The sequence below is a fragment of the Aeromonas genomosp. paramedia genome (assembly GCF_023093515.1).
Classification (GTDB): Bacteria; Pseudomonadota; Gammaproteobacteria; order Enterobacterales; family Aeromonadaceae; genus Aeromonas.
In genome coordinates, this window is record NZ_JAAROG010000010.1 from 32,534 (window position 1) to 51,009 (window position 18,476).

General features: G+C 64.3%; 16 protein-coding genes and 1 pseudogene. 2 read left to right on the plus strand and 15 right to left on the minus strand.

Translation table 11 applies throughout. From position 1 onward, the window contains the following. Positions 1-53: 53 nt before the first annotated feature. The 3 genes from HB860_RS06075 to HB860_RS06085 form a co-directional block, all read right to left on the minus strand. Complete coding sequence (locus HB860_RS06075; protein ID WP_139438351.1) at positions 54-1,424, minus strand: L-serine ammonia-lyase; 1,371 nt, start codon at positions 1,422-1,424, stop codon at positions 54-56. A gap of 286 nt (positions 1,425-1,710) precedes the next feature. After that, on the minus strand, positions 1,711-3,093 hold the full coding sequence (locus HB860_RS06080) for an L-serine ammonia-lyase (protein ID WP_247626039.1): 1,383 nt from the start codon (positions 3,091-3,093) through the stop codon (positions 1,711-1,713). 166 nt (positions 3,094-3,259) lie between these two features. Next, positions 3,260-3,544: a pyrimidine/purine nucleoside phosphorylase gene (locus HB860_RS06085; RefSeq protein WP_162519273.1), complete on the minus strand. Its 285-nt coding sequence runs from the start codon at positions 3,542-3,544 to the stop codon at positions 3,260-3,262. A gap of 269 nt (positions 3,545-3,813) precedes the next feature. On the opposite strand from HB860_RS06085, the gene HB860_RS06090 reads away from it, so the two are divergent. Next, on the plus strand, positions 3,814-5,058 hold the full coding sequence (locus tag HB860_RS06090; RefSeq protein WP_247626040.1) for a dicarboxylate/amino acid:cation symporter: 1,245 nt from the start codon (positions 3,814-3,816) through the stop codon (positions 5,056-5,058). A gap of 94 nt (positions 5,059-5,152) precedes the next feature. Here the strand turns inward: HB860_RS06090 and HB860_RS06095 are convergent, their stop codons facing one another. Beyond that, on the minus strand, positions 5,153-5,551 hold the full coding sequence (locus tag HB860_RS06095) for a MerR family transcriptional regulator (protein WP_005325128.1): 399 nt from the start codon (positions 5,549-5,551) through the stop codon (positions 5,153-5,155). A 132-nt stretch (positions 5,552-5,683) separates the two neighbouring features. Here HB860_RS06095 and HB860_RS06100 point away from each other — a divergent pair, with 132 nt between their 5' ends. Continuing rightward, the gene (locus tag HB860_RS06100; RefSeq protein ID WP_247626041.1) at positions 5,684-6,847 is read left to right on the plus strand and encodes a thiolase family protein; all 1,164 of its coding nucleotides are present in this window, start codon (positions 5,684-5,686) and stop codon (positions 6,845-6,847) included. Between the two features lie 99 nt (positions 6,848-6,946). Here the strand turns inward: HB860_RS06100 and HB860_RS06105 are convergent, their stop codons facing one another. The 11 genes and pseudogenes from HB860_RS06105 to HB860_RS06155 all read right to left on the minus strand — a co-directional run. Continuing rightward, complete coding sequence (locus HB860_RS06105; protein ID WP_247626042.1) at positions 6,947-8,170, minus strand: EAL and HDOD domain-containing protein; 1,224 nt, start codon at positions 8,168-8,170, stop codon at positions 6,947-6,949. Between the two features lie 114 nt (positions 8,171-8,284). Beyond that, positions 8,285-9,541, minus strand: coding sequence for an OmpP1/FadL family transporter (locus tag HB860_RS06110; protein ID WP_247626043.1), 1,257 nt, complete (start codon positions 9,539-9,541; stop codon positions 8,285-8,287). 251 nt (positions 9,542-9,792) lie between these two features. Continuing rightward, positions 9,793-11,079, minus strand: coding sequence for an outer membrane protein transport protein (locus HB860_RS06115; protein WP_247626044.1), 1,287 nt, complete (start codon positions 11,077-11,079; stop codon positions 9,793-9,795). 409 nt (positions 11,080-11,488) lie between these two features. Further along, on the minus strand, positions 11,489-12,229 hold the full coding sequence (locus HB860_RS06120) for a DUF3379 domain-containing protein (RefSeq protein WP_247626045.1): 741 nt from the start codon (positions 12,227-12,229) through the stop codon (positions 11,489-11,491). Further along, positions 12,222-12,812: a sigma-70 family RNA polymerase sigma factor gene (locus HB860_RS06125; protein WP_247626046.1), complete on the minus strand. Its 591-nt coding sequence runs from the start codon at positions 12,810-12,812 to the stop codon at positions 12,222-12,224. Before HB860_RS06125 ends, HB860_RS06120 begins: the two co-directional genes overlap by 8 nt. Positions 12,813-12,851: 39 nt before the next feature. After that, positions 12,852-14,354, minus strand: a complete 1,503-nt coding sequence (locus HB860_RS06130; RefSeq protein WP_432612671.1) for a hypothetical protein — start codon at positions 14,352-14,354, stop codon at positions 12,852-12,854. Positions 14,355-14,416: 62 nt separating this feature from the next. Further along, positions 14,417-15,892 carry a VWA domain-containing protein gene (locus HB860_RS06135; RefSeq protein ID WP_247626047.1) on the minus strand — a complete coding sequence of 492 codons (1,476 nt, stop codon included), beginning with the start codon at positions 15,890-15,892 and terminating at the stop codon, positions 14,417-14,419. A 21-nt stretch (positions 15,893-15,913) separates the two neighbouring features. Then, positions 15,914-16,891 (minus strand): VWA domain-containing protein, encoded by a 978-nt coding sequence (locus HB860_RS06140; protein WP_247626048.1) that lies wholly within the window; start codon positions 16,889-16,891, stop codon positions 15,914-15,916. After that, the gene (locus HB860_RS06145; protein WP_247626049.1) at positions 16,888-17,451 is read right to left on the minus strand and encodes a DUF4381 family protein; all 564 of its coding nucleotides are present in this window, start codon (positions 17,449-17,451) and stop codon (positions 16,888-16,890) included. Before HB860_RS06145 ends, HB860_RS06140 begins: the two co-directional genes overlap by 4 nt. Further along, entirely contained in the window at positions 17,436-18,326 is an 891-nt protein-coding gene (locus HB860_RS06150; RefSeq protein WP_247626050.1) for a DUF58 domain-containing protein, read from the minus strand. The genes HB860_RS06145 and HB860_RS06150 overlap by 16 nt, the downstream gene beginning before the upstream one ends. Positions 18,327-18,368: 42 nt before the next feature. Beyond that, positions 18,369-18,476: pseudogene (locus HB860_RS06155) on the minus strand (AAA family ATPase); the annotation flags it as partial.

Below are 18,476 nucleotides of genomic sequence, written 5' to 3' on the forward strand. Positions count from 1 at the left end.
GACAAAAAAAGGCGGGAATCTCTCCCGCCTTGTTTGCATCTGCTGTCTGCCGCTTATTCGCAGGCAACCTGCATCACCTTGATGGCCAGGCCACCGCGGGAGGTCTCACGGTACTTGGAGTCCATGTCCTTGCCGGTGATGTACATGGTCTCGATCACCTTGTCCAGGGAGACACGGGGCTTGGAGGTGCGACGCAGGGCCATGCGGGAGGCGTTGACCGCCTTCATGGCGGCGATGGCGTTGCGCTCGATGCAGGGCACCTGTACCTGGCCGGCGACCGGATCGCAGGTCAGACCCAGGTTGTGCTCCATGCCGATCTCGGCCGCTTCACACACCTGCTCCGGGCTGCCGCCCATGAGTTCGGTCAGGCCGGCGGCGGCCATGGAGCAGGAGACACCTACCTCACCCTGGCAACCGACTTCGGCACCCGAGATGGAAGCGTTCATCTTGTAGAGCATGCCGACGGCGGCGGCGGCCAGGTAGAAGCGGGTGTATTCGTCGCGGCCGACCGGCTGGATGAACTTGTCGTAGTAGGCCAGCACGGCCGGGATGATGCCCGCGGCGCCGTTGGTCGGAGCGGTGACGACGCGGCCACCGGCGGCGTTCTCTTCACTCACCGCCAGGGCGAACATGTTGACCCAGTCGACGATGCTCATGGGGTCGTTGGAGAGATGCTCGTTGGTGGTCAGCTGACGGTAGAGGGGAGCGGCACGGCGCGGCACCCGCAGCGGGCCGGCCAGGACACCCTCGGTGCGGCAGCCGCGCTCTATCCCTTCACGCATGGTGGTCCAGATCTTGCCGAGCTTCTTGTAGATCTCTTCCGGGGTGTTGAAGCACTTCTCGTTCTCCAGCATCAGGGCGGAGATGGAGAGACCGGTCTGGCCGCAGTGGGCGAGCAGCTCGGCGGCGCTCTTGAAGGGGTAGTTGACGGTCATGTCGCCGCTGTCGGCCTTGCCGAAGTTCTCTTCGTCGACGATGAAGCCGCCGCCGATGGAGTAATAGGTCTTGCTGTAGATGGCCTCGTCTTCGATGAAGGCGGTCAGCTTCATGCCGTTCTCGTGCAGGGGCAGGGCCTCGTCATGGAACACCATGGCGCCTTTCGGGAAGCTGACGGTGTGGCAGTGCAGGCCGATGGGCAGGCGACCGGTCTGCTCGACCCGGGAGATGAATTCAGGAATGCCGTCGATGTCGACATTTTCCGGCAGGTTACCCGCCAGCCCCATGATGATGGCGGTGTCGGTGTGGTGGCCTTTTCCGGTCCAGGAGAGGGAGCCATAGACGTCAACCTGGATCCGGGTGATGTCACGGATCTTGCCGCTAGCACGCAGATCATCCACGAACTGTTTGGCAGCTTTCATCGGGCCGACAGTGTGGGAAGAGGAGGGGCCAACACCGATTTTGAAGATATCAAAAACGCTGATCATGTAACAATTACCTCAGGGTAGAAGGGGGCGCCATGCCCGCTCGCAGAAAGGGTGATCCATGGGACGGGTCTGTCGTCACAAAGGCCGGGAAACCAGATAACCGCAGTGTAACGGCTTCCTGCCTAAAAAAAGTTGAAATAGATCTATTTTTGTTGAATTGACGGCGCGAGTATAAAATTTATTTTGATGGTTATCCATTTTGTTAAGTGCAAGGCAAACGTTTTGCGAAAAAATACCCGGCCAGGCCGGGTATCTGAGGGTCATCTGAGATCGTTTTTACCCAGGCTTAACATTCGGTGATGTTGACGGCGAGGCCACCGCGGGCTGTCTCCTTGTACTTGGTCTTCATGTCGTTGCCGGTTTCCCACATGGTCCTGATCACCTTGTCCAGCGACACCTTGTGCTCGCCTGTGCCACGCAGGGCGAGGCGGGCGGCGTTGATCGCCTTGACCGCTCCCATGGCGTTGCGCTCTATGCAGGGCACCTGCACCAGGCCGCCGATGGGATCGCAGGTCAAACCTAAGTTGTGCTCCATGCCGATCTCTGCGGCGTTCTCGACCACGGCCGGGCTGCCGCCCAGCAGCTCGGCCAGGGCGCCGGCGGCCATGGAGCAGGCGACCCCCACTTCTCCCTGACAACCCACCTCGGCCCCCGACAGGGAGGCGTTCTTCTTGTACAAGATGCCGATAGCGGCGGCGGTGAGGAAGTACTGCATCAGCAGCTCGTCATCCACCTTGCGCACGAAGCGATCGTAATAGTGCAGCACGGCGGGGATGATGCCGGCGGCGCCGTTGGTGGGGGCGGTCACCACCCGGCCACCGGCGGCATTCTCCTCGTTGACGGCCAGGGCAAACAGGTCCACCCACTCCATCACCATCAGGGGATCCTTGTTGAAGTTGGTCTCGCCGCAGAGCTGGCGATAGAGGGCCGGGGCGCGGCGCTTCACCTTGAGCCCCCCCGGCAACACCCCCTCGCTCCTGCAACCGCGCTCGACACAGCCCTGCATCGCCTGCCAGATCTTGCGCAGGCCCGCCTTTATCTCGGCTTCGCTGCGAAACACCTTCTCATTGGCCAGCATCAGCCCCGAGATGGAGAGGCCGCTCTCCTGGCAGTGGGCCAGCAGCTGGGCCCCGCTCTCGAAGGGGTAAGGGACGGGGTGGGCGGTATCGAAGCGGGCGGCCTCTTCCCGGGCGTTGGCGAAGTGGCTCTCCTCTATGATGAAGCCGCCCCCGATGGAGTAGTAGGTCTGCTCGAACAGCAGGGTGTCGCCCTCATAGGCGCGCAGCGTCATGCCGTTGGAGTGGGCAGGCAGGGTCTTGCGCCGATTGAAGAGGATGGCGCCGACGCGGGGGAACTCGCTCGGTTGCTCCCCCCCCAGACGCAGGGTCTGGCTGTGCTCCACCTGAGCGAGGAAGGCGGGGATGGCCTCGATGTCCACGGATTCGGGTTCGAACCCCGCCAGCCCCAGGATGATGGCCTTGCCGGTGCCATGACCCTTGCCGGTCTGGCCGAGGGAGCCGTAGCACTCGACCACGACGCGCCCGGTGCGGGAGAGGAGTGCGCTCTGCTTGAGGGTGTGCACGAAGGCGCAGGCTGCCCGCATCGGCCCCACTGTGTGGGAGGAGGAGGGACCAATCCCGATGGAAAACAGGTCGAAGACACTGATCATGACGTACTCCGATTATGGATTTCGTCTAAACATTGTAAATTTTTTGTAGTCGATGAAAAGGGGGGAAGCGACAGCCTGTGATGGCGGTGTGGAAATGGGATAAAACAGGGGGATCAGGGGCGCCAGGAGGAGCGGAACGGCAGCTCATGGCACCCCTGCGGGGCTATCAGTCGAGGAACTCGCACAGGTAGGCGGTGGCTGTCTTCACTTCCAGCTTGAAGGAGGAGTGACCGGCCACGTCGAAGGACTCGCCCTGATGGTAGCTGTGCCATTCGTCTTCATCGGCCAGCTGGATACGAAGGACACCCTTGACCACCGTCATCCGCTCCGGGGCGGCGGTGTTGAACTGGTACTCGCCCGCTTCCATCACGCCGACCGTGGCTTTCTCGCCTTTTTGCTCGAAACCGATAGATTTAACATTTCCGTCAAAATATTCGTTAACTTTCAGCATCTTTTCTTCCCTGTATGCACGTTTGCAGAGCCAAAGTAGCACATTATTTTGGCCATTGTCATGGTGAAACAGGGAAAAAACGGTGAGTTTCTTGTGGGTCTCAACTTTGTGAAAAACCATAAAAATTCGTTTCGTTCAGGGATCCCGATGTTAAACGGGCAATAAATATGAGATAAAGCGCGCCGCCAGAGCAATGGAGAGGATTTGACGCTCTGGGTGGTCATTTACGCTGCAAAAGTGTGAGTAATTGCTTAATAAAGGAACATTCTGTGTTGACAAAAGGATTAATTAAAAATATCGGCTTCCAGGTCGTGGTCGCCATGATCCTGGGGGCGCTGGTGGGTGCCCTCATGGGTGAGCAGGCGACCGTCTTCGCTCCCCTGGGTACGCTCTTCATCCAGCTGATCAAGATGCTGGTGATCCCGCTGGTGGCGGTCGCCATCCTGTCCGGGGCCGCCAATCTGGGGGCCAGCCCGGCCGCGGGCAAGATAGGAGTGACCACGCTCGCCTTCTTCCTCGGTACCTCCGCCCTGGCGGTGCTGCTGGCGCTGGTGATGGGTCAAGTCTTCAAGCCCGGTGTCGGGGTCGATTTCGGCTCCACGGCCGCCATGTTCTCCGGTGACTACGCCGACAAGGGCGCCCTGCCTGATGCCGTGGCTACCCTGCTTGGGATGATCCCGACCAATGTGTTCAGTGCCCTGAACGAGGCGAACATACTGCAGATCCTGGTGTTCTGCATGTTCCTCGGCATCGCCCTGGCCAAGCAGCCCCGCGAGCGCGCCAAGCCGCTGGTGGATGGCCTCAACACCTTGGTGGACGCCTTCGTCTGGATGATCAACAAGGTGATGCTGATAGCCCCCATCGGGGTCTTCGGCCTGATGGCCGATGCCATCGGCACCTATGGCTTCGACGTGCTGGCCCTGGTGCTCAAGCTGTTCGTGGTCTATGTCGCCGCCATCCTCATCTTCGGCTTCGTGGTCTACCCGATGCTGATCGCCTTCTTCTCCAACACGCCGGTACGCAAGTACTTCTCGGCGATGAAGAAGCCGCAGATCGTGGCCTTCTCCACCGCCTCGTCCATGGCGACCCTGCCGGTCAACATGGAGACCTGCGAGCACGATCTGAAGGTGACCAACGCCACCGCCTCCTTCGTGCTGCCGCTGGGTGCCACCATCAACATGAGCGGCAACGCCATCTATTACGGTCTGGTGGCCATCTTCTTCGCCCAGGTCTACAACATCGATCTCACCATGGGCGCCTGGGCGGCCATCATAGTCACCTCGACCCTGGGTGCCATCGGTCAGGCCGGCGTGCCGGGCCCGAGCTTCCTGGTGGTGGCCGTGCTGCTGGCGGCCGGCATTCCCATCGAGGGGTTGCCGCTGTTGTTCGCGCTGGATCGCCTGTTCGACATGATCCGTACCGCCCTCAACATCACCGGCGATGCGGCTTGCGCCATCATCGTCGATCGCTACAGCCCGGATTACGATCCGAACCGCTGGAGCAAGGAAGCCTGAGACCAGGCCCACTGCCATGAATGACAAGAGGGAGGCGCAAGCCTCCCTCTTTTTATTTGCCTCGGAGCGGAATGGTCGTCCCTTCCTTGCCGACTCAGGGAGTCAGCTGACCCAGCGCCTGCCGGCAGCGCTGCTCGGCCGCCTCCAGCTCCAGCAAGACCATCTGGATGTCTTCCAGCTGCTGCTGCAGCGTCTCCCGCTTGTCGGCCACCAGCCCCAGCATGGTCTGCAACTGGGAGCGGCTGCTCTTGTCCGCGTCATAGAGATCGAACAGCTCCCGGATGTCCGCGAGGCTGAAGCCCAGCCGTTTGCCACGCAGGGTCAGCTTGAGGCGCACCCTGTCCTGGCGGCTGTAGATCCGGGTCTGTCCCTGGCGCGTCGGGTTCAGCAGGCCCTGATCCTCGTAGAAGCGGATACTGCGGGTGGTCACATCGAATTCACGGGCCAGCTCGCTGATGCTGAAGGTCCGGGCGTCATCCTTGGATTTGGTCATAGGGCTGTCTTGGCTGTCATCTGGTTGTCAATGCAGGCTGGCACCTTACCCAAACGTCAACTTCCCCGCAAGTCTTGTTCCGGGGACGGCGGCGGCATATGTTATCCCAATGTAACCAGGAGAGTGCGATTGATGGATATAGTGATTGTGGCGGCCAAACGTACCCCCATGGGGGCCTTTCAGGGGGCCTTGAGCGCCTTGAGTGCACCCGAGCTCGGCGCCTGCGCCATCCGCGCCGCCCTGGCGGCGACCGGAATAGACCCAGCCCGGGTCGATGAGGTCTATCTGGGCAATGTGCTGAGCGCCGGGGTCGGGCAGGCACCGGCCCGCCAGGCGGCACTCAAGGCCGGGCTGCCGGACAGGGTGCCCTGCACCACCATCAACAAGGTGTGCGGCTCCGGCATGAAGGCGGTGATGCTGGCGGCAGACGGGCTGCGGCTGGGGGAGATGGATGTGGTGGTGGCGGGCGGCATGGAGAGCATGAGCCGGGCCCCCTATCTGCTGGACAAGGCGCGCAGCGGTTTTCGCATGGGCCATCAGAGCGTGCTGGATCACATGTTCCTCGACGGCTTGCAGGATGCCTACGAGGGCCACCTGATGGGCCACTACGCCCAGCTGAGCGCGGACAGGGCCGGGCTGACCCGGGCCGACATGGATTCCTTCGCCATCGCCTCCCTGGAGCGGGCCCTGGCGGCGCAGCAGTGCGGCGCCTTCGGGGCCGAGCTGGCGCCCGTGATGGTCGGGGACATCCTGCTGCTGGCCGACGACGAGCAACCGGGCAAGGCCAGGCCCGACAAGATACCGACCCTGAAACCTGCCTTCAGCAAGACGGGCACCATCACGGCGGCCAATGCCAGCTCCATCTCGGACGGGGCGGCGGCACTGGTGCTGATGCGGGCCGAGACCGCCGAGCGCCTGGGCTTGCCCGTGCTGGCCAGGGTGGTGGGCTACCAGAGCCATGCCGCCCTGCCGGCGGAGTTTACCAGCGCCCCCGTGGGGGCCATCGACAAGCTGCTGGCCCGGGTGGGCTGGTCGGTGGAGGAGGTGGATCTGTTCGAGGTGAACGAGGCCTTTGCCATGGTGAGCATGCTGGCCATGGCGGGGTGCCAGATCCCCCATCACAAGCTGAACGTGAACGGAGGCGCCTGCGCCCTGGGCCATCCCCTGGGGGCGAGCGGTGCCCGCATCCTGGTCACCCTGATCCATGCCCTGCAGGCGCGGGGCCTGCGGCGAGGGGTGGCGAGCCTGTGCATCGGCGGCGGGGAGGCGACCGCCATGGCCATCGAACTGGGCTGAAAAGCTTCCCCCGACGGTGCTTGCCGATAAACGCACAACGTCCCTCTTGCGGGGACGTTGTCATTTCCGGAGATGGATAGGTGAGCGCGGGGAGTGGGTTCAGTCCGTCCCTTCCATGGCCTGGAGCTGCTGATTGACCCAGGTGGTGGCAGCCAGATAGAGGTGGCTGACCTTCTCTTCATTGAGCCCCAGGCGGGCTGTGCTGGCGGCGATCCGCTGCCAGTTGGCCTTCTCGTACTCTTCACAGAACGCCAGATAGAACCCCAGATTGCCCTTGCGCTCCAGCAGGGCGGCGCGGATCTCGGCGGTCAGGGGTATGGTGCCGAGCAGCTGATCCAGCGGTTGCCCCATCAGTACGTCCAGCAGGGAGAAGAGCCCGGTGATGAAGGCTTGCTGCGCCTGCTGGGTGGGGGCATGGGTCTGTGCCAGCAGCTCGCAGAAGCGAGCCCGGATGAGGGACATCTGGTAGAGCTCGGCACTCTTGTCGTGACCGGCGCTGGTGGCGGCGATCAGGGCCACGAAGCGCTTGAGCTGGGCGTGCCCCAGGGAGCTGGCGGCCTGGCGAAACGAGGCGATGGGCTGGGGAAAGCGCTTGAGGTGGTTGACGTAGCGCAGCAGCTTGAGGGAGAGGGAGAGATCCTGGTTGAGCAGCTGCTCTATCTTGTCCAGATCCGGTTCGGCCTGATTGACCACCTTCAGCAGCTGCATCACCACCAGCTGGGTCGGGGGCATGGTGGTTTGCTGCACCATCTGGGGCCGACTGAAGAAGAAGCCCTGGAACAGTGACACTCCCAGTGCCTTCATCCGTTCAAACTCGTCCTTGTCCTCCACCTTTTCGGCGAGATAGGTGAGCGGCAGGTGGCTATGGGTCTGCATGAACCGCTCGATGCTGGCGAGCGGCGTGGCCCGCAGATCGAACTTGATGATGTGGATGTAGGGCAGGAACCTGTCCCAGGCCGGGACCAGGGTGAAATCATCCAGCGCCAGCCGATAGCCCAGCCCGTGTAGCTGGATCACCTTGTCCAGCAGGGCATCGTCGGGCTCGGCATCTTCCAGTATCTCGATCACCACCTTGTCCTGGGGCAGGCACTCGGCCAGGCCGTCCAGCAGCAGGGAGTGAGGAAAGTTGATGAAGCAGGGGTGGCCGCCAAGCAGCTGATCGATGTTCTGTTGCAGGAATTGCTCCGTCACCAGTCGGGAGGTGGCCAGCTGGGCGGAGATGGGGGGAAACACATTATCCAGGCTGTCGCGAAACAGCAGCTCATAGGCATGGGTCTTCAATTCCCGATCCAGGATGGGCTGCCTTGCTACATAGGAATACATGCATTTCTCCAGCATGGGTGAAGGCTTGATTCTATGGTGAAGCGGATCACTATGCCAGTGCCGACCGGGTCGAAAGGGTCAGCAACTGGCATAGTGTTGCCAGGGGTGGCGGGATCAGAAGAGGTAGTTGAGCTGCAGACCGGCCAGCCAGGCGTCCCCTTCCGAGGTGCCCTGGAAGGTGGAGGTGGTTTGCGCCATCCCGGGTTTGAGCTGCATGGTTTCGCTCACCTCGACCTTCTTGCCGTCGATCAGGGTCAGCCCCAGATCCAGCGACAGGTTGCTGTCTATCTGGTAACCCACCCCGGCGCTGTACCACACCCGATCCGAGTCCGGGATGGAGATGGTGCGGCGATCGGCGGGAACCGGGCTGCGATCGTAGGCCAGGCCGGATCGCAGCTGCCACTTCGGAGCCAGCTGATAGGTCAGGCCGAGGGCGTAGCGCCAGCTGTCTTCCCAGTGCTCGTCCTTGATGTGCATGGTGCCATGGTGATCGAGCTCGGACTCGAGCTGGACGAACTTGCTCCAGTTGGTCCAGTTGATGCTTGAATGGATCGCCAGGGTCGGGGTCAGCTGATGGAACAGGGCCAGCTCCGCGGTGGCGGGCAGGGGCAGATCCAGGCTGCCGGTGTCGGTGAAGGTACGGCCCAGCAGATCGGTGCCGACGGCATCCCCGGAGAGGGTCAGGTTGACGTCATGGCGATAGGAGAGGCCGAGGCGGGTGGCAGGGGACAGCTCCAGCAGGGTGCCGAGATGCCAGCCAAGGGCCCAGCCATCCCCCTTGAGGTGCTTGGCAATCTTGTTGTTGGAGGGGAAGGTGCCGCCCACTTCCCCTTCGCCCTGAATGGCGGAGAGGCCGGCGCCGACCGACCAGTGCTGGTTGATGCGATAGGCCAGGGAGGCGCCGAGATCCACCGTCTTGATGTCGGAGACGTTGCCGAAGTGACCAGCGTTGTAGTTGTCCGGCATCTGGACGCCGAGGCCATAGTAGGAGGTCGCCGCCAGCCCCAGCCACCATTGCTCATTCAGGGGCAGGATGAGATAGGCGTTGGGCACCCAGGCTCCGTCCGCGATGTCGTTGGCGCTCGCATCCAGGGTCACCGGGCCCCGGGTGGTGGGGACCCGGGTCACCCCCTCGATGTTGACGTCAGGCTGGATATGGATGACGCCGCCGGAGAAGGCGGTGCGCTCGAAACGGGTCATGGCGGCCGCATTGCGGGCGAGCACGCTGGCGTTGTCGGCGATGGCTGCCTCCCCGGCGAAGGCACGGCCCATGCCGGTGGCCGATTGTTCCGCCAGCTGGAAACCGGCCGCCAGGACCTGGCCAGGCAGCAAGATCAGGGCGATGAGGGAGGGCTTGATGGTCGACTGCATTGCTTTTCCTCGGGATGAACTGAGGGTTCATTCTGTGATTCGGTTGGGGGCGGGATTTTATATGGTATGACCAGTAAGGCAACGGGGGCGGGGGCCGAGCGGGCAAAACGGGATTAAATGCTGGAGCGGTTACTTATAACAGCTTGATAAAAAACAAAAAGAGTACAGCTGTTTGCTACAGCTGTGCGCCGAAATGGGAATGTCGCATAAAAAAAGAGCGCCCGGAGGCGCTCTGTTTGATCGCGATGAAATCAGAATTTCATGTTGAACTGGGCGGAAGCCAGGAAGGCGTTGCCGTGGGAGGTGCCCTTCCAGCGTACCGGATCGGTATGGCTGGTCAGACCTTCGTTCACGTCCACTTCCTTGCCGTCCAGATAGGCCATGCCGAAATCGACGCTCATGTCCTGATCGATGTGGTAGGTGGCGCCGGCGCTGTACCAGACACGGTCGGAGTCAGGAATGCTCAGGCTGCGGTATTCCGGCTCGATCGGGCTGTTGTCGTAGGCGAAGCCGATGCGGGCTTCCCAGGACGGGTTGACGTACCAGGTGCCACCGATGGCGTAGCGGGCGGAGTCCTTGAACTTCTCGTCTTTTTGCAGGCAGACCCCACCGGCACAGGCGTTGCTGGTGGCCTTGAGCTCCTGGAAGGCGCTCCAGTCGGTCCAGTTGACGGAGTAGTGCACCGCGAACTGCTGGTTCAGACGGTGGTAACCGGCGAACTCGGCCTGGGCAGGCAGATCCAGCTTCAGGTTGCCATCGACGGTCCGGTAACCGGAGGTCAGCCCCTTGAAGTCGCCGTCAAAGCTCAGATCTACCTGGGAGCGGTAGGTCAGGGCCAGGCGGTTGCTGTCGTTGATCTCGTACAGGGTACCGACGTTCCAGCCAAAGCCCCAGGTATCACCCTTGAGGTGGGCGATGGCGGTGTCGCTGTTGTGAACGATACCGGTTCTGGCGGTCAGGCCCGGAGCCAGGGCACCGGCATAGCGGTTCAGCTCGGCCTGGGCATAGACGGCATTGATGCCCGCACCCACGCTGAAGTTGGAGTTGATGCGGTAGGCGATGTTGGGGTTGATGTTGAAGGTCAACAGCTCGGTATCACCGGCACCGGCACCGGCCGGGAAGGTCTTGGAGTACTCGGTGGAGAGACCGTAGTTGGAGAAGAGGCCAATCCCCCAGGCCCACTGATCGTTCAGGGGCTGGATGAAGTAGGTGGCCGGCACGAAGGCATCGGGGGCGATGTCGCTCTCGCTGGCCGATGCCAGCTTGGCCGGACCGGCATAGATGTCACCCGCGACATCCACGTCGGGCTTGATATAGGTACCGGAAACAGACAGTGCCATCTTGTCGAAGGTGGTCATGGCGGCCGGGTTGCGGGACAGCACGGCCGCGTTGTCGGCGATGGCTGCTTCACCGGCATAGGCGCGGCCCAGACCGGAGGCCGAGTGTTCGTTCAGCTGGAACGCGGCGGCGAAGGTCTGAGTGCTGGCCAGGGTGACGGCCGCGGCGATCAGGCTTTTCTTGAAAAAGGCAGTTGTCATAGTGTTCTCTCTTTGTAAGCAGATTTTCTGTCGATATCAGGGCTCTTTGGCCGCTATAGACGACAAGATCTGTTGTTATGTCAGCTTCTTCCCATTCACTTCTGGCGTGATTCTATGGATCTGGTAGGAGGTAAGAAATCAGACCAGTGACAGCAGAATACATAAAAGTTTCCATTGTGTTAATCATTTGTTTTAACTTGCCGTTTAAATAGTCTGTTTTATCCATTATCGGATAAATAACATACAATAAGTTCCTTTTGAATCGTTCAAATAAAATAGTGAAAATGTGACTTCAGGTGGGTATCAAGCGGGAAGTTGTCGGGATTCTGAGATGAACAGGCAGACAACAGACGGTGTCTGCCTGTGATATGGAGGGGACGGGGGCCCGGTCAGCCCCAGTCAAGATCTGTTAAATGGACCAGTGCAAACGGGACTCCAGCTGCTGGGCAACCGGGGCCAGTGACTCCTGCATGTCTCCAATCAACACCATGTTTGCCCCCTTGAGCGGGAGTATCTCCCCCTTGAGGGTACCGTCTGCAAAATCGGGCTGGATTTTGAGCGGCACATGCTTGGGCACCAGGAACAGGGTGACCGGTCCCATCTTGCCCTGGATCACCATGTGGAGGGCCGGCCCCTGGTAAAAGGCACAGTGATTGACATAGGTGATCTTCATGCCGGACATGTCCATCAGGGTGGCGCCATATTTCTCCATCTTGGCGTTGATGGTCTGCAGGCTCACCTTCTCATCCACCCCCTGGATGAAGGGCTCCTCCCCATAGACGTGGGCCATGGCCACCTGGGCCAGCGACAGCGGCTCTGATGCCGGTGGCCAGCTGATCCAGCGGGTACTCATGCCGAGCAGGAAGGCAACCGAGGCCGCCATGGCGAGGGGGCGCCAGCCTCTGCCTTTGGCCGCAGAGGGCAGTGGCACCACTTCGTCGTCCGCTTCCATCGCCTGGCGGAGCAGGATCCGCTCGGCGAGACCGGCGGGCACCTCGACCTCCATCGCCCGTTGCAGGCTGCGTTCGAGCTGCTTCATCTCGTCCAGGTGCTTGCGATTGGCGGAAGACGCCTCTGCCGCGGCGAGGAAGGCAGGATCCCTGTCCGTGGGATGGGTGATGGCCCGGCGGCGAAATTCAAGCTCATCCATTGGTGTGACCTCTCTGTTGCTGCGCAGCCTCCATGGCCTCTTTGATCTGGTTGCGAGCCCGGAACAGCCGCGTCATGACGGTGTTCTTGTTCAGGCCGAGCTGGGCGGCGATCTCCTCGCCGCTGAACCCCCCCAGCACCTGCAGCAGCAGGGGCTCCTGATACTCGCCGGGCAGGCGGGCTATGTGGCGCCTAAGCCACTCGTGCTCCATCTCCTGTTCGCAGTGCAGCGCATCCTGATCGCTTTGGGGATGCTCGTCGAGATCGACGAGATCGAACTGCTTGCGCTCGAAGCGCCGGGCATTTTCCCGCCGCAATATGGTGATGAGCCAGGCCTTGGCGGCCTTGTCATCGACCAGGGAGTCGAGCGCCTTCCAGGCTCGCAGGAAGGTCTCCTGCACCAGATCCTCGGCGACTTGGGGATCCCGGCACAGCCAGTAGGCGTAGCGGTAGATGTCCCCGTGCAGGGCGTGCACCAGGGCCTCGTATTTCGTTTGTTTGTCTGCCATATCCCCATAGACCGGGGTGGCCGAGGGATCCTTTCCCGTTCCTGCCTTTTTTTTTCTAAAAAAACCTAACGTCATGAATGCGATTCCTTTTTCATGAGTGGTTTGCCGCAGGCGTCAGGGACGTGCCCACGCCAGTTTTCTGAGGACATAGGCTATCGCAAAAGTCTCCCTGGCGCACAGCGCCCGGGCCAGCCCCTGCCAGTCGACCCCCTGGCTTGCAGCGCCAGGGGCGGCGAAACAGGCCCTGTCCAGATCATCGAGTCGCGCGCCCATGGCGGGATCGCCATGCCAAGGCAGGCTGGCCAGATGCTGGCAAGGCTGTCCCCGGCGCAGCGCTGCCCAGGCCAGCAAGGCCCACCTGGCCAGGTCAGGCTCCCGGCTCGCCAGGGCCCGTTGCAGCCGATAGAAGGCGAGCCAGCGCGGCCCGCCTTGGCACAGGGCGCGCAGCAGCAGCGCCCACAGCACCCAGAGGAGGCTCTCTGTGCCGGGCGCCCTGGCGGGATCTGAGGGGGCGGCGTCGCCCTCGATGTGCAGGGTCTGCGCCGGCAGGTGGGCCTGCTCGATGCGCCCGGTACTGGTGTTGAACCAGGAGAGGGTCACGGCGGGCAGGGTATAGCTGCCTGGGGCTTGTGCGGTCAGTGCCTGGCGCCACTGGCGTTCGAAGCGCAGCGCTCCCTTGGCCACGAAACGCTCCTGCTGCTGCTCGCCGTCCGGTTTCATCGAAAGACCCTGTGGCAATGCCGGGGCCGGGATCTGTGGCAGGCGGTTGCCATCTCCTCCCTCCATCACCAGGGTGAGGGTGCGGATCACCGGCTCCCCGACGCTGGCTCCCCTGGCCGGACTGAACTGTTGGCGCAGGCTCAGGCTGCTCGCCACCGGCTCCAAGGGGGCCTTGTCCACCTTGACGAAGAGGGTGGCCGCCCTGGCGGAGAGCAGATCCCCAGCGTCGTTTTGCGCGGCAATGTCCGGGTCCTGGGGCAATCGCCCCTGGAAACGGGGGGACTCCAGGGGATGCAGCCCGGGCTCCCTGGCTTGGAGCAGCCACTTGCGGATCAGGCGCCCCGGCATGCCGGGGCTGGCGGGGGACTCCCAGCGATCGTCGCCGAGGCGGCGTATGGTGAAGCCTTGACCGAGGGGCTCGCCGAGGTTGGGGGCCTCCATGTTGGCGGGCAGCCAGAGGCTCAGCTCATAGATGAAGGGTTGCCCCGGGTAGAGGGGACCCTGATGCAGCACCCTGGCCTGCAGCTCCACGGGGGAGGGACGTGCCTCGGGCGGCGGCATCAGGGTGCCCGTCCGGGGGCGCGCCGGAATGGGCAGCGCGGGCGTCTGTTCGGCGCCGAGGGACAGGGGCGGCACCTGGCGGGGACTGGTCTCCAGCAGGTGAAGCGGGATCTGCCAGCGGATCAGGCTGCTCACCTCGGTGTTGACGCGACTGATGCTGACCCGGCCTACCGCAAACTGGCGCAGCAGGGGGAGCAGGCTGAGCTCGTCGCCCTTGAGCTCCCCGTCGGCTTCGATGACGAGCAGCCAGTCGCGTTCGCTCTCCCCCGCCAGCAGTTCGGCGCGAGGGGGGGCCGCCTGCACTGGAGCTATCTGTACCTGGGCGGCCAGCAGCATGGCGAGCAGCCAGCAGCCGCTTGGCACCCGAATCAACCGGATGAGTGAACGCAGCCAGGGGCTCACCAGGGCTCCTCCACCTTGATAAGGGGGCGGCGCTCGGCCTCCTTGCGCAGCCGCTGTTCCAGCAAGAGCACCGGGGGCGCCGGGGGGCGGGGGTGGTCCGGGGCGGCAGAGGGCTCGGGGGGCTCGCCGCTCTCGGGGGCCTGGGCAGAAGGGGTCGCCTGTGGCGGGTTGGCCCGCAGCAGCGCCAGGTTATGGAGGGCATCCTGGTGCCCGGGCTCCCGCTTGAGGGCGGTCAGGTAGGCCAGCTCGGCCCCCTTGAGATCCCCGAGCCAGACCAGCGCATTGCCCCTGTTGTAGTGGGCGGTGGCCGTGTCGGCTCGGCCATAGGCGGCGACGGCCCTGGCATAGTCAGCGGCCCTGTACCAGGCATTGCCCTGCCAGACGGGGTCCTGGAAGGCGCGGGCCGCCTCCTGATAGCGCCCCTGGGAGAAGGCGTGCCAGCCGGGCGCCTCCTGGGCGGGCCACCAGGGGGCGGGCGCCGCCTGCAGGGGGGACGGGGGGATGAACACCACCATGAGCAGCAGCAACCAGTGGGCCCCTATGCGGGCCAGCAGCGCCAGGGGCAGCAGAGGAAGCAGCAACCAGGGGCCGAGATCGAGGGACCTGGCCCCGGTCTGGGTCTGGCTCATGGGCAGGGGGGCAAAGGAGGGTAGCCCGGCCTGCAGCCATTGCAGCCTTCCCCCTGTGCTGGCCGCGAGATCCGCCATGGCGGCGCCGTCCGGTGCCGGCAGAGTCTGCCCCAGGGCGCTGCCGAGTCGCCACCCCTCGGCGGGGGGCGGGGGCAGCGCAGCGCTCTCGCCGGCATTGGCCAGCAGGATGTCGAGTCGGGGGGACGGCGATTGTGGGCAGAAGAGGGTATCCAGACAGGGCCAGAGATCGGCGATGCGCGTCATCTGGCTCTGTGATAGGCCGTCGGTGATGAGCAGCAGGCGCGCCTGCTGGCCCGGGGGGATCTGCGCCAGGGCCAGTGCCACGGCCCGTTCCGGTGCGCTGCCCTGAAGCGGCATGATGGCCGGGCGCAAGTCCGGCAACAGCAGCGAGATGGCCTGATGATCCCGGGTAGGGGGCATGGCGAGGTAAGCATCCCCGGCAAACAGGATGAGTCCGAGGGGATGGGGCGCCTGCCGGGCCGCCGCCTCGGCCAGCATGTCCTGAAGCAGCAGCCGCACCCGGGTCGCCCGATCCGGGGGCAGATCCTTGGCCTGCATGGAGCTTGAGAGATCCAGCAACCAGAGATCCAGGGCCGGGCTGCTGACGGTCTGGCTCTGCTGGCGCAGGGCGGGGCCCGCGAGTGCCAGGATCACCGGCAGGGTGGCCAGCCAGAGCCAGGGGATGGCCCGGCCCCGGGCCGGCAACAGATAGGCCTGCATGGGGGGGGCCAGCAGGGGGCGCTGCCGACGACGGCGCCACCCCTGCCACAGCCAGGGCAGCAGGGCCAGCAGCCAGAGCGGGCGCAGCAGCATCAGCTCCATATTGACGCTCCTTCAAGCCACTCATTCATGGGGCGGCTCCGGCGCGTCTCTGTCCGTTCGCCGCCCCGGCCAGCGCAGTCGGGACGGCCACACCAGCAGCAGCCAGGCCAGCGCCAGGGGCCAGGGGTAGAGCTCATGGTGGGGACGATAGAGGGTCTGCGGGCGGGCGGCTGGCTCTAGGGTGTCTATGGCCTGATTGATGGCCGAGAGATCGGCCTGGCTGCGGGCGCGAAAATAGCGGCCATGGCCAAGCTCGGCCAGTTGCCGCAACAAGGGTTCATCCAGCTCGGCGCTGGGATCGGCCCCTCCCAGGGGGGAGGCGAAGGTGTCGGGATCGGCCCCCACCCCCAGGGTATAGAGGCGGATGCCTGCTGCGGCGGCCCGTCTGGCCTCGGTCAGGGGCTCTGCGTTGCCCGCGGTGTTGCGCCCGTCCGTCACCAGCAGCAGGGCGGTGGGGCGGGCGGGGTCGGCGTGCTGGCGGGCCAGCAGTATGGCCTCGCCGAGCGCCGTGGTGCGCCCCACCAGATCGAAATCGAGCTCGCGGGTCAGTGCCAGCAGGGCCCGGGTCTCCTGGGTCAGGGGAGAGAGCAGGTAGGCGTGATCCGCAAAGACGATAAGGGCGATGCGATCGCCTGGGCGCTCGCCGATGAGCTGCGCTATCTGCTGGCGCACCGCAGAGAGGCGATCGCGCTGCTCCCCCTCATCCAGCATGTCCTGGGTGCGCATGCTGTCGGAGAGATCCACCGCCAGGATGAGATCCCGGCTGGCCTGGTAGTGAATGAGGGGGGGCTCCTGCCACTGGGGGCGGCACAGGGCCAGCACCAGGGCACACCAGCACAGGGCCATGCGCCACAGGGGTTGCCCGGCCTGGGGCAGCAGCAGGGGGAAGCCGACATGGGCCAGCCTGGCGCGGCCGGTGCGGGAGAGCGGGGGCAGCCCGAAGCGCACCAGCAGCGGCAGCGCCAGGGCGAGGGCAAACCAGGGCCAGGCGAGGATCATCTTGCCCCTCCGCTGCGCCTGCGACGCCACAACACAGGGCGCGCCATCCAGCGCGGAGCGCTGACGCAGCGGCGTCCCCAGCTGAGGTAGGCAAGGCGCAGCCGTGCCCGCTGCCCCCCATCCGGCGCGTCCGAGCCATAGAGCCAGCCCGGCCACTGGCGGGCGAACTCGCCAAAATGGCAGCCTCCCTGGCGGTCGAGCCAGGCGAGCCACTCCTCCCCTTGCAGGGAACGCGCCTCCGGCCAGCGGGCGATGGCCGCCTCTCTCAGCGCGGCGTGCAGGCCAGGCACCAGATCGGCGGCCTGCCAGTCTATCTGGCGTGCCCAGCGGCGCTGACGCCACAGGGTGTTTATGGTGGCCCCGATCAGCAAGGCGGCGAGCACGGCGATCAGCAGCCAGCCCCAGGCCAGCAGACGGGGATCGCTCGCGCTCTCCAGGGGCGGGCCCGGATGGATGTCGCGAAGCTGTCCCTGGATCTCCTGAAGCCGCGTCAGCGAGGCGATCTCCCCAGGCGGGTGCTGGAGGGGGGCAGTTTGGGGGGCGCTCAGAACAGACGGCATCCAGCCTCCTGCCACTGGCGTTGCAGCGGCAAGCCGTTGTCGAGGCGGTAGAGGCGCTGCACCAGGGGCAACAGCTGCTGCTGGCAGGCGTCGGCCTGTTGCCGCGCCGCAGCCTGGTAGCGCCGGCGAAAGAGGGGCTGTCCGGCGTCGAGCCAGCCGCTGCGCTTGCCCGATTGCACCGCCAGTTGCCCCTGCTCGGGCAGGGCCGCCTCCAGGGGATCCCGGATCTGCCAATAGTGGATGTCGTGGCGCTGGCCGAGGCGTTGCAACTGCTGGCTGAGCCCCTGATCAAGGGACTGATGGTGGCTGATCACTGTCAGTCTGGCGCCATGGGGCAGGCTGAGGCGTGCCAGGGTCTGGGCCAGGGAGCTGGCCAGGGGAGCGCGATCCAGCCCCGCCTCATAGTGGTGACAGAGCGCCTCCAGCAGGGGGATCAGGGAGTCACGCTGAGACTCGCTACGGGTCTCCACCCCGTGGCAGACCAGGGTGTTTGCCTGCTTCTCCCCCTGCCACAGCAAGGCGGCGGCAAGCTCGCAGCCGAGGCGGGCCTTGAGTTGGGGGCCAGAGCCGAAATACATGGCGGGGGAGAGGTCCAGCAGCAGCCAGTGGGCCTGCTCCTGCTCCTCTGCATACAGCCGGGTGTGGGGGCGGCCTAGGCGGGCGGTGACCCGCCAGTCGATGTGGCGCACCTCGTCCCCGGCCTGGTAGAGGCGCAGCTCACGAAAATTCAGGCCCGGCTGGCGCCCGAGCCGCCCTTGACGGGCCAGGTGAATGCGCGCCCGCTGACCCTGTCTCGCCCAGAGCCGGATGGCCAGCAACCGGGCCAGGGGAAGGGCGATGTCGGGATGGGCGCGGGGATCAGCGGATCTGGTCATGGGGGCAGATCATCAGGGGCATGGCACAGGGCTGGCGCGCTGTCAGGGACATGGAATGGCATCCAGCAGACGGGCGATCAGGGTGTCGTTGTCGAGGTTGTCCGCCAGTGCCTGATGGCTCGGGATGAAGCGGTGGTGCTGGACGGCAGG

Bases quoted from the DNA above. Each gene is read 5' to 3' on its own strand.
- HB860_RS06145 (WP_247626049.1), bottom strand. From the start codon at position 17,451: ATGCCGTCTGTTCTGAGCGCCCCCCAAACTGCCCCCCTCCAGCACCCG.
- HB860_RS06085 (WP_162519273.1), bottom strand. From the start codon at position 3,544: ATGCTGAAAGTTAACGAATATTTTGACGGAAATGTTAAATCTATCGGT.
- HB860_RS06115 (WP_247626044.1), bottom strand. From the start codon at position 11,079: ATGACAACTGCCTTTTTCAAGAAAAGCCTGATCGCCGCGGCCGTCACC.
- HB860_RS06080 (WP_247626039.1), bottom strand. From the start codon at position 3,093: ATGATCAGTGTCTTCGACCTGTTTTCCATCGGGATTGGTCCCTCCTCC.
- HB860_RS06135 (WP_247626047.1), bottom strand. From the start codon at position 15,892: ATGGAGCTGATGCTGCTGCGCCCGCTCTGGCTGCTGGCCCTGCTGCCC.
- HB860_RS06100 (WP_247626041.1), top strand. From the start codon at position 5,684: ATGGATATAGTGATTGTGGCGGCCAAACGTACCCCCATGGGGGCCTTT.
- HB860_RS06110 (WP_247626043.1), bottom strand. From the start codon at position 9,541: ATGCAGTCGACCATCAAGCCCTCCCTCATCGCCCTGATCTTGCTGCCT.
- HB860_RS06075 (WP_139438351.1), bottom strand. From the start codon at position 1,424: ATGATCAGCGTTTTTGATATCTTCAAAATCGGTGTTGGCCCCTCCTCT.
- HB860_RS06150 (WP_247626050.1), bottom strand. From the start codon at position 18,326: ATGACCAGATCCGCTGATCCCCGCGCCCATCCCGACATCGCCCTTCCC.
- HB860_RS06130 (WP_432612671.1), bottom strand. From the start codon at position 14,354: ATGCTGCTGGCCGCCCAGGTACAGATAGCTCCAGTGCAGGCGGCCCCC.
- HB860_RS06120 (WP_247626045.1), bottom strand. From the start codon at position 12,229: ATGGATGAGCTTGAATTTCGCCGCCGGGCCATCACCCATCCCACGGAC.
- HB860_RS06140 (WP_247626048.1), bottom strand. From the start codon at position 16,891: ATGATCCTCGCCTGGCCCTGGTTTGCCCTCGCCCTGGCGCTGCCGCTG.
- HB860_RS06105 (WP_247626042.1), bottom strand. From the start codon at position 8,170: ATGTATTCCTATGTAGCAAGGCAGCCCATCCTGGATCGGGAATTGAAG.
- HB860_RS06125 (WP_247626046.1), bottom strand. From the start codon at position 12,812: ATGACGTTAGGTTTTTTTAGAAAAAAAAAGGCAGGAACGGGAAAGGAT.
- HB860_RS06095 (WP_005325128.1), bottom strand. From the start codon at position 5,551: ATGACCAAATCCAAGGATGACGCCCGGACCTTCAGCATCAGCGAGCTG.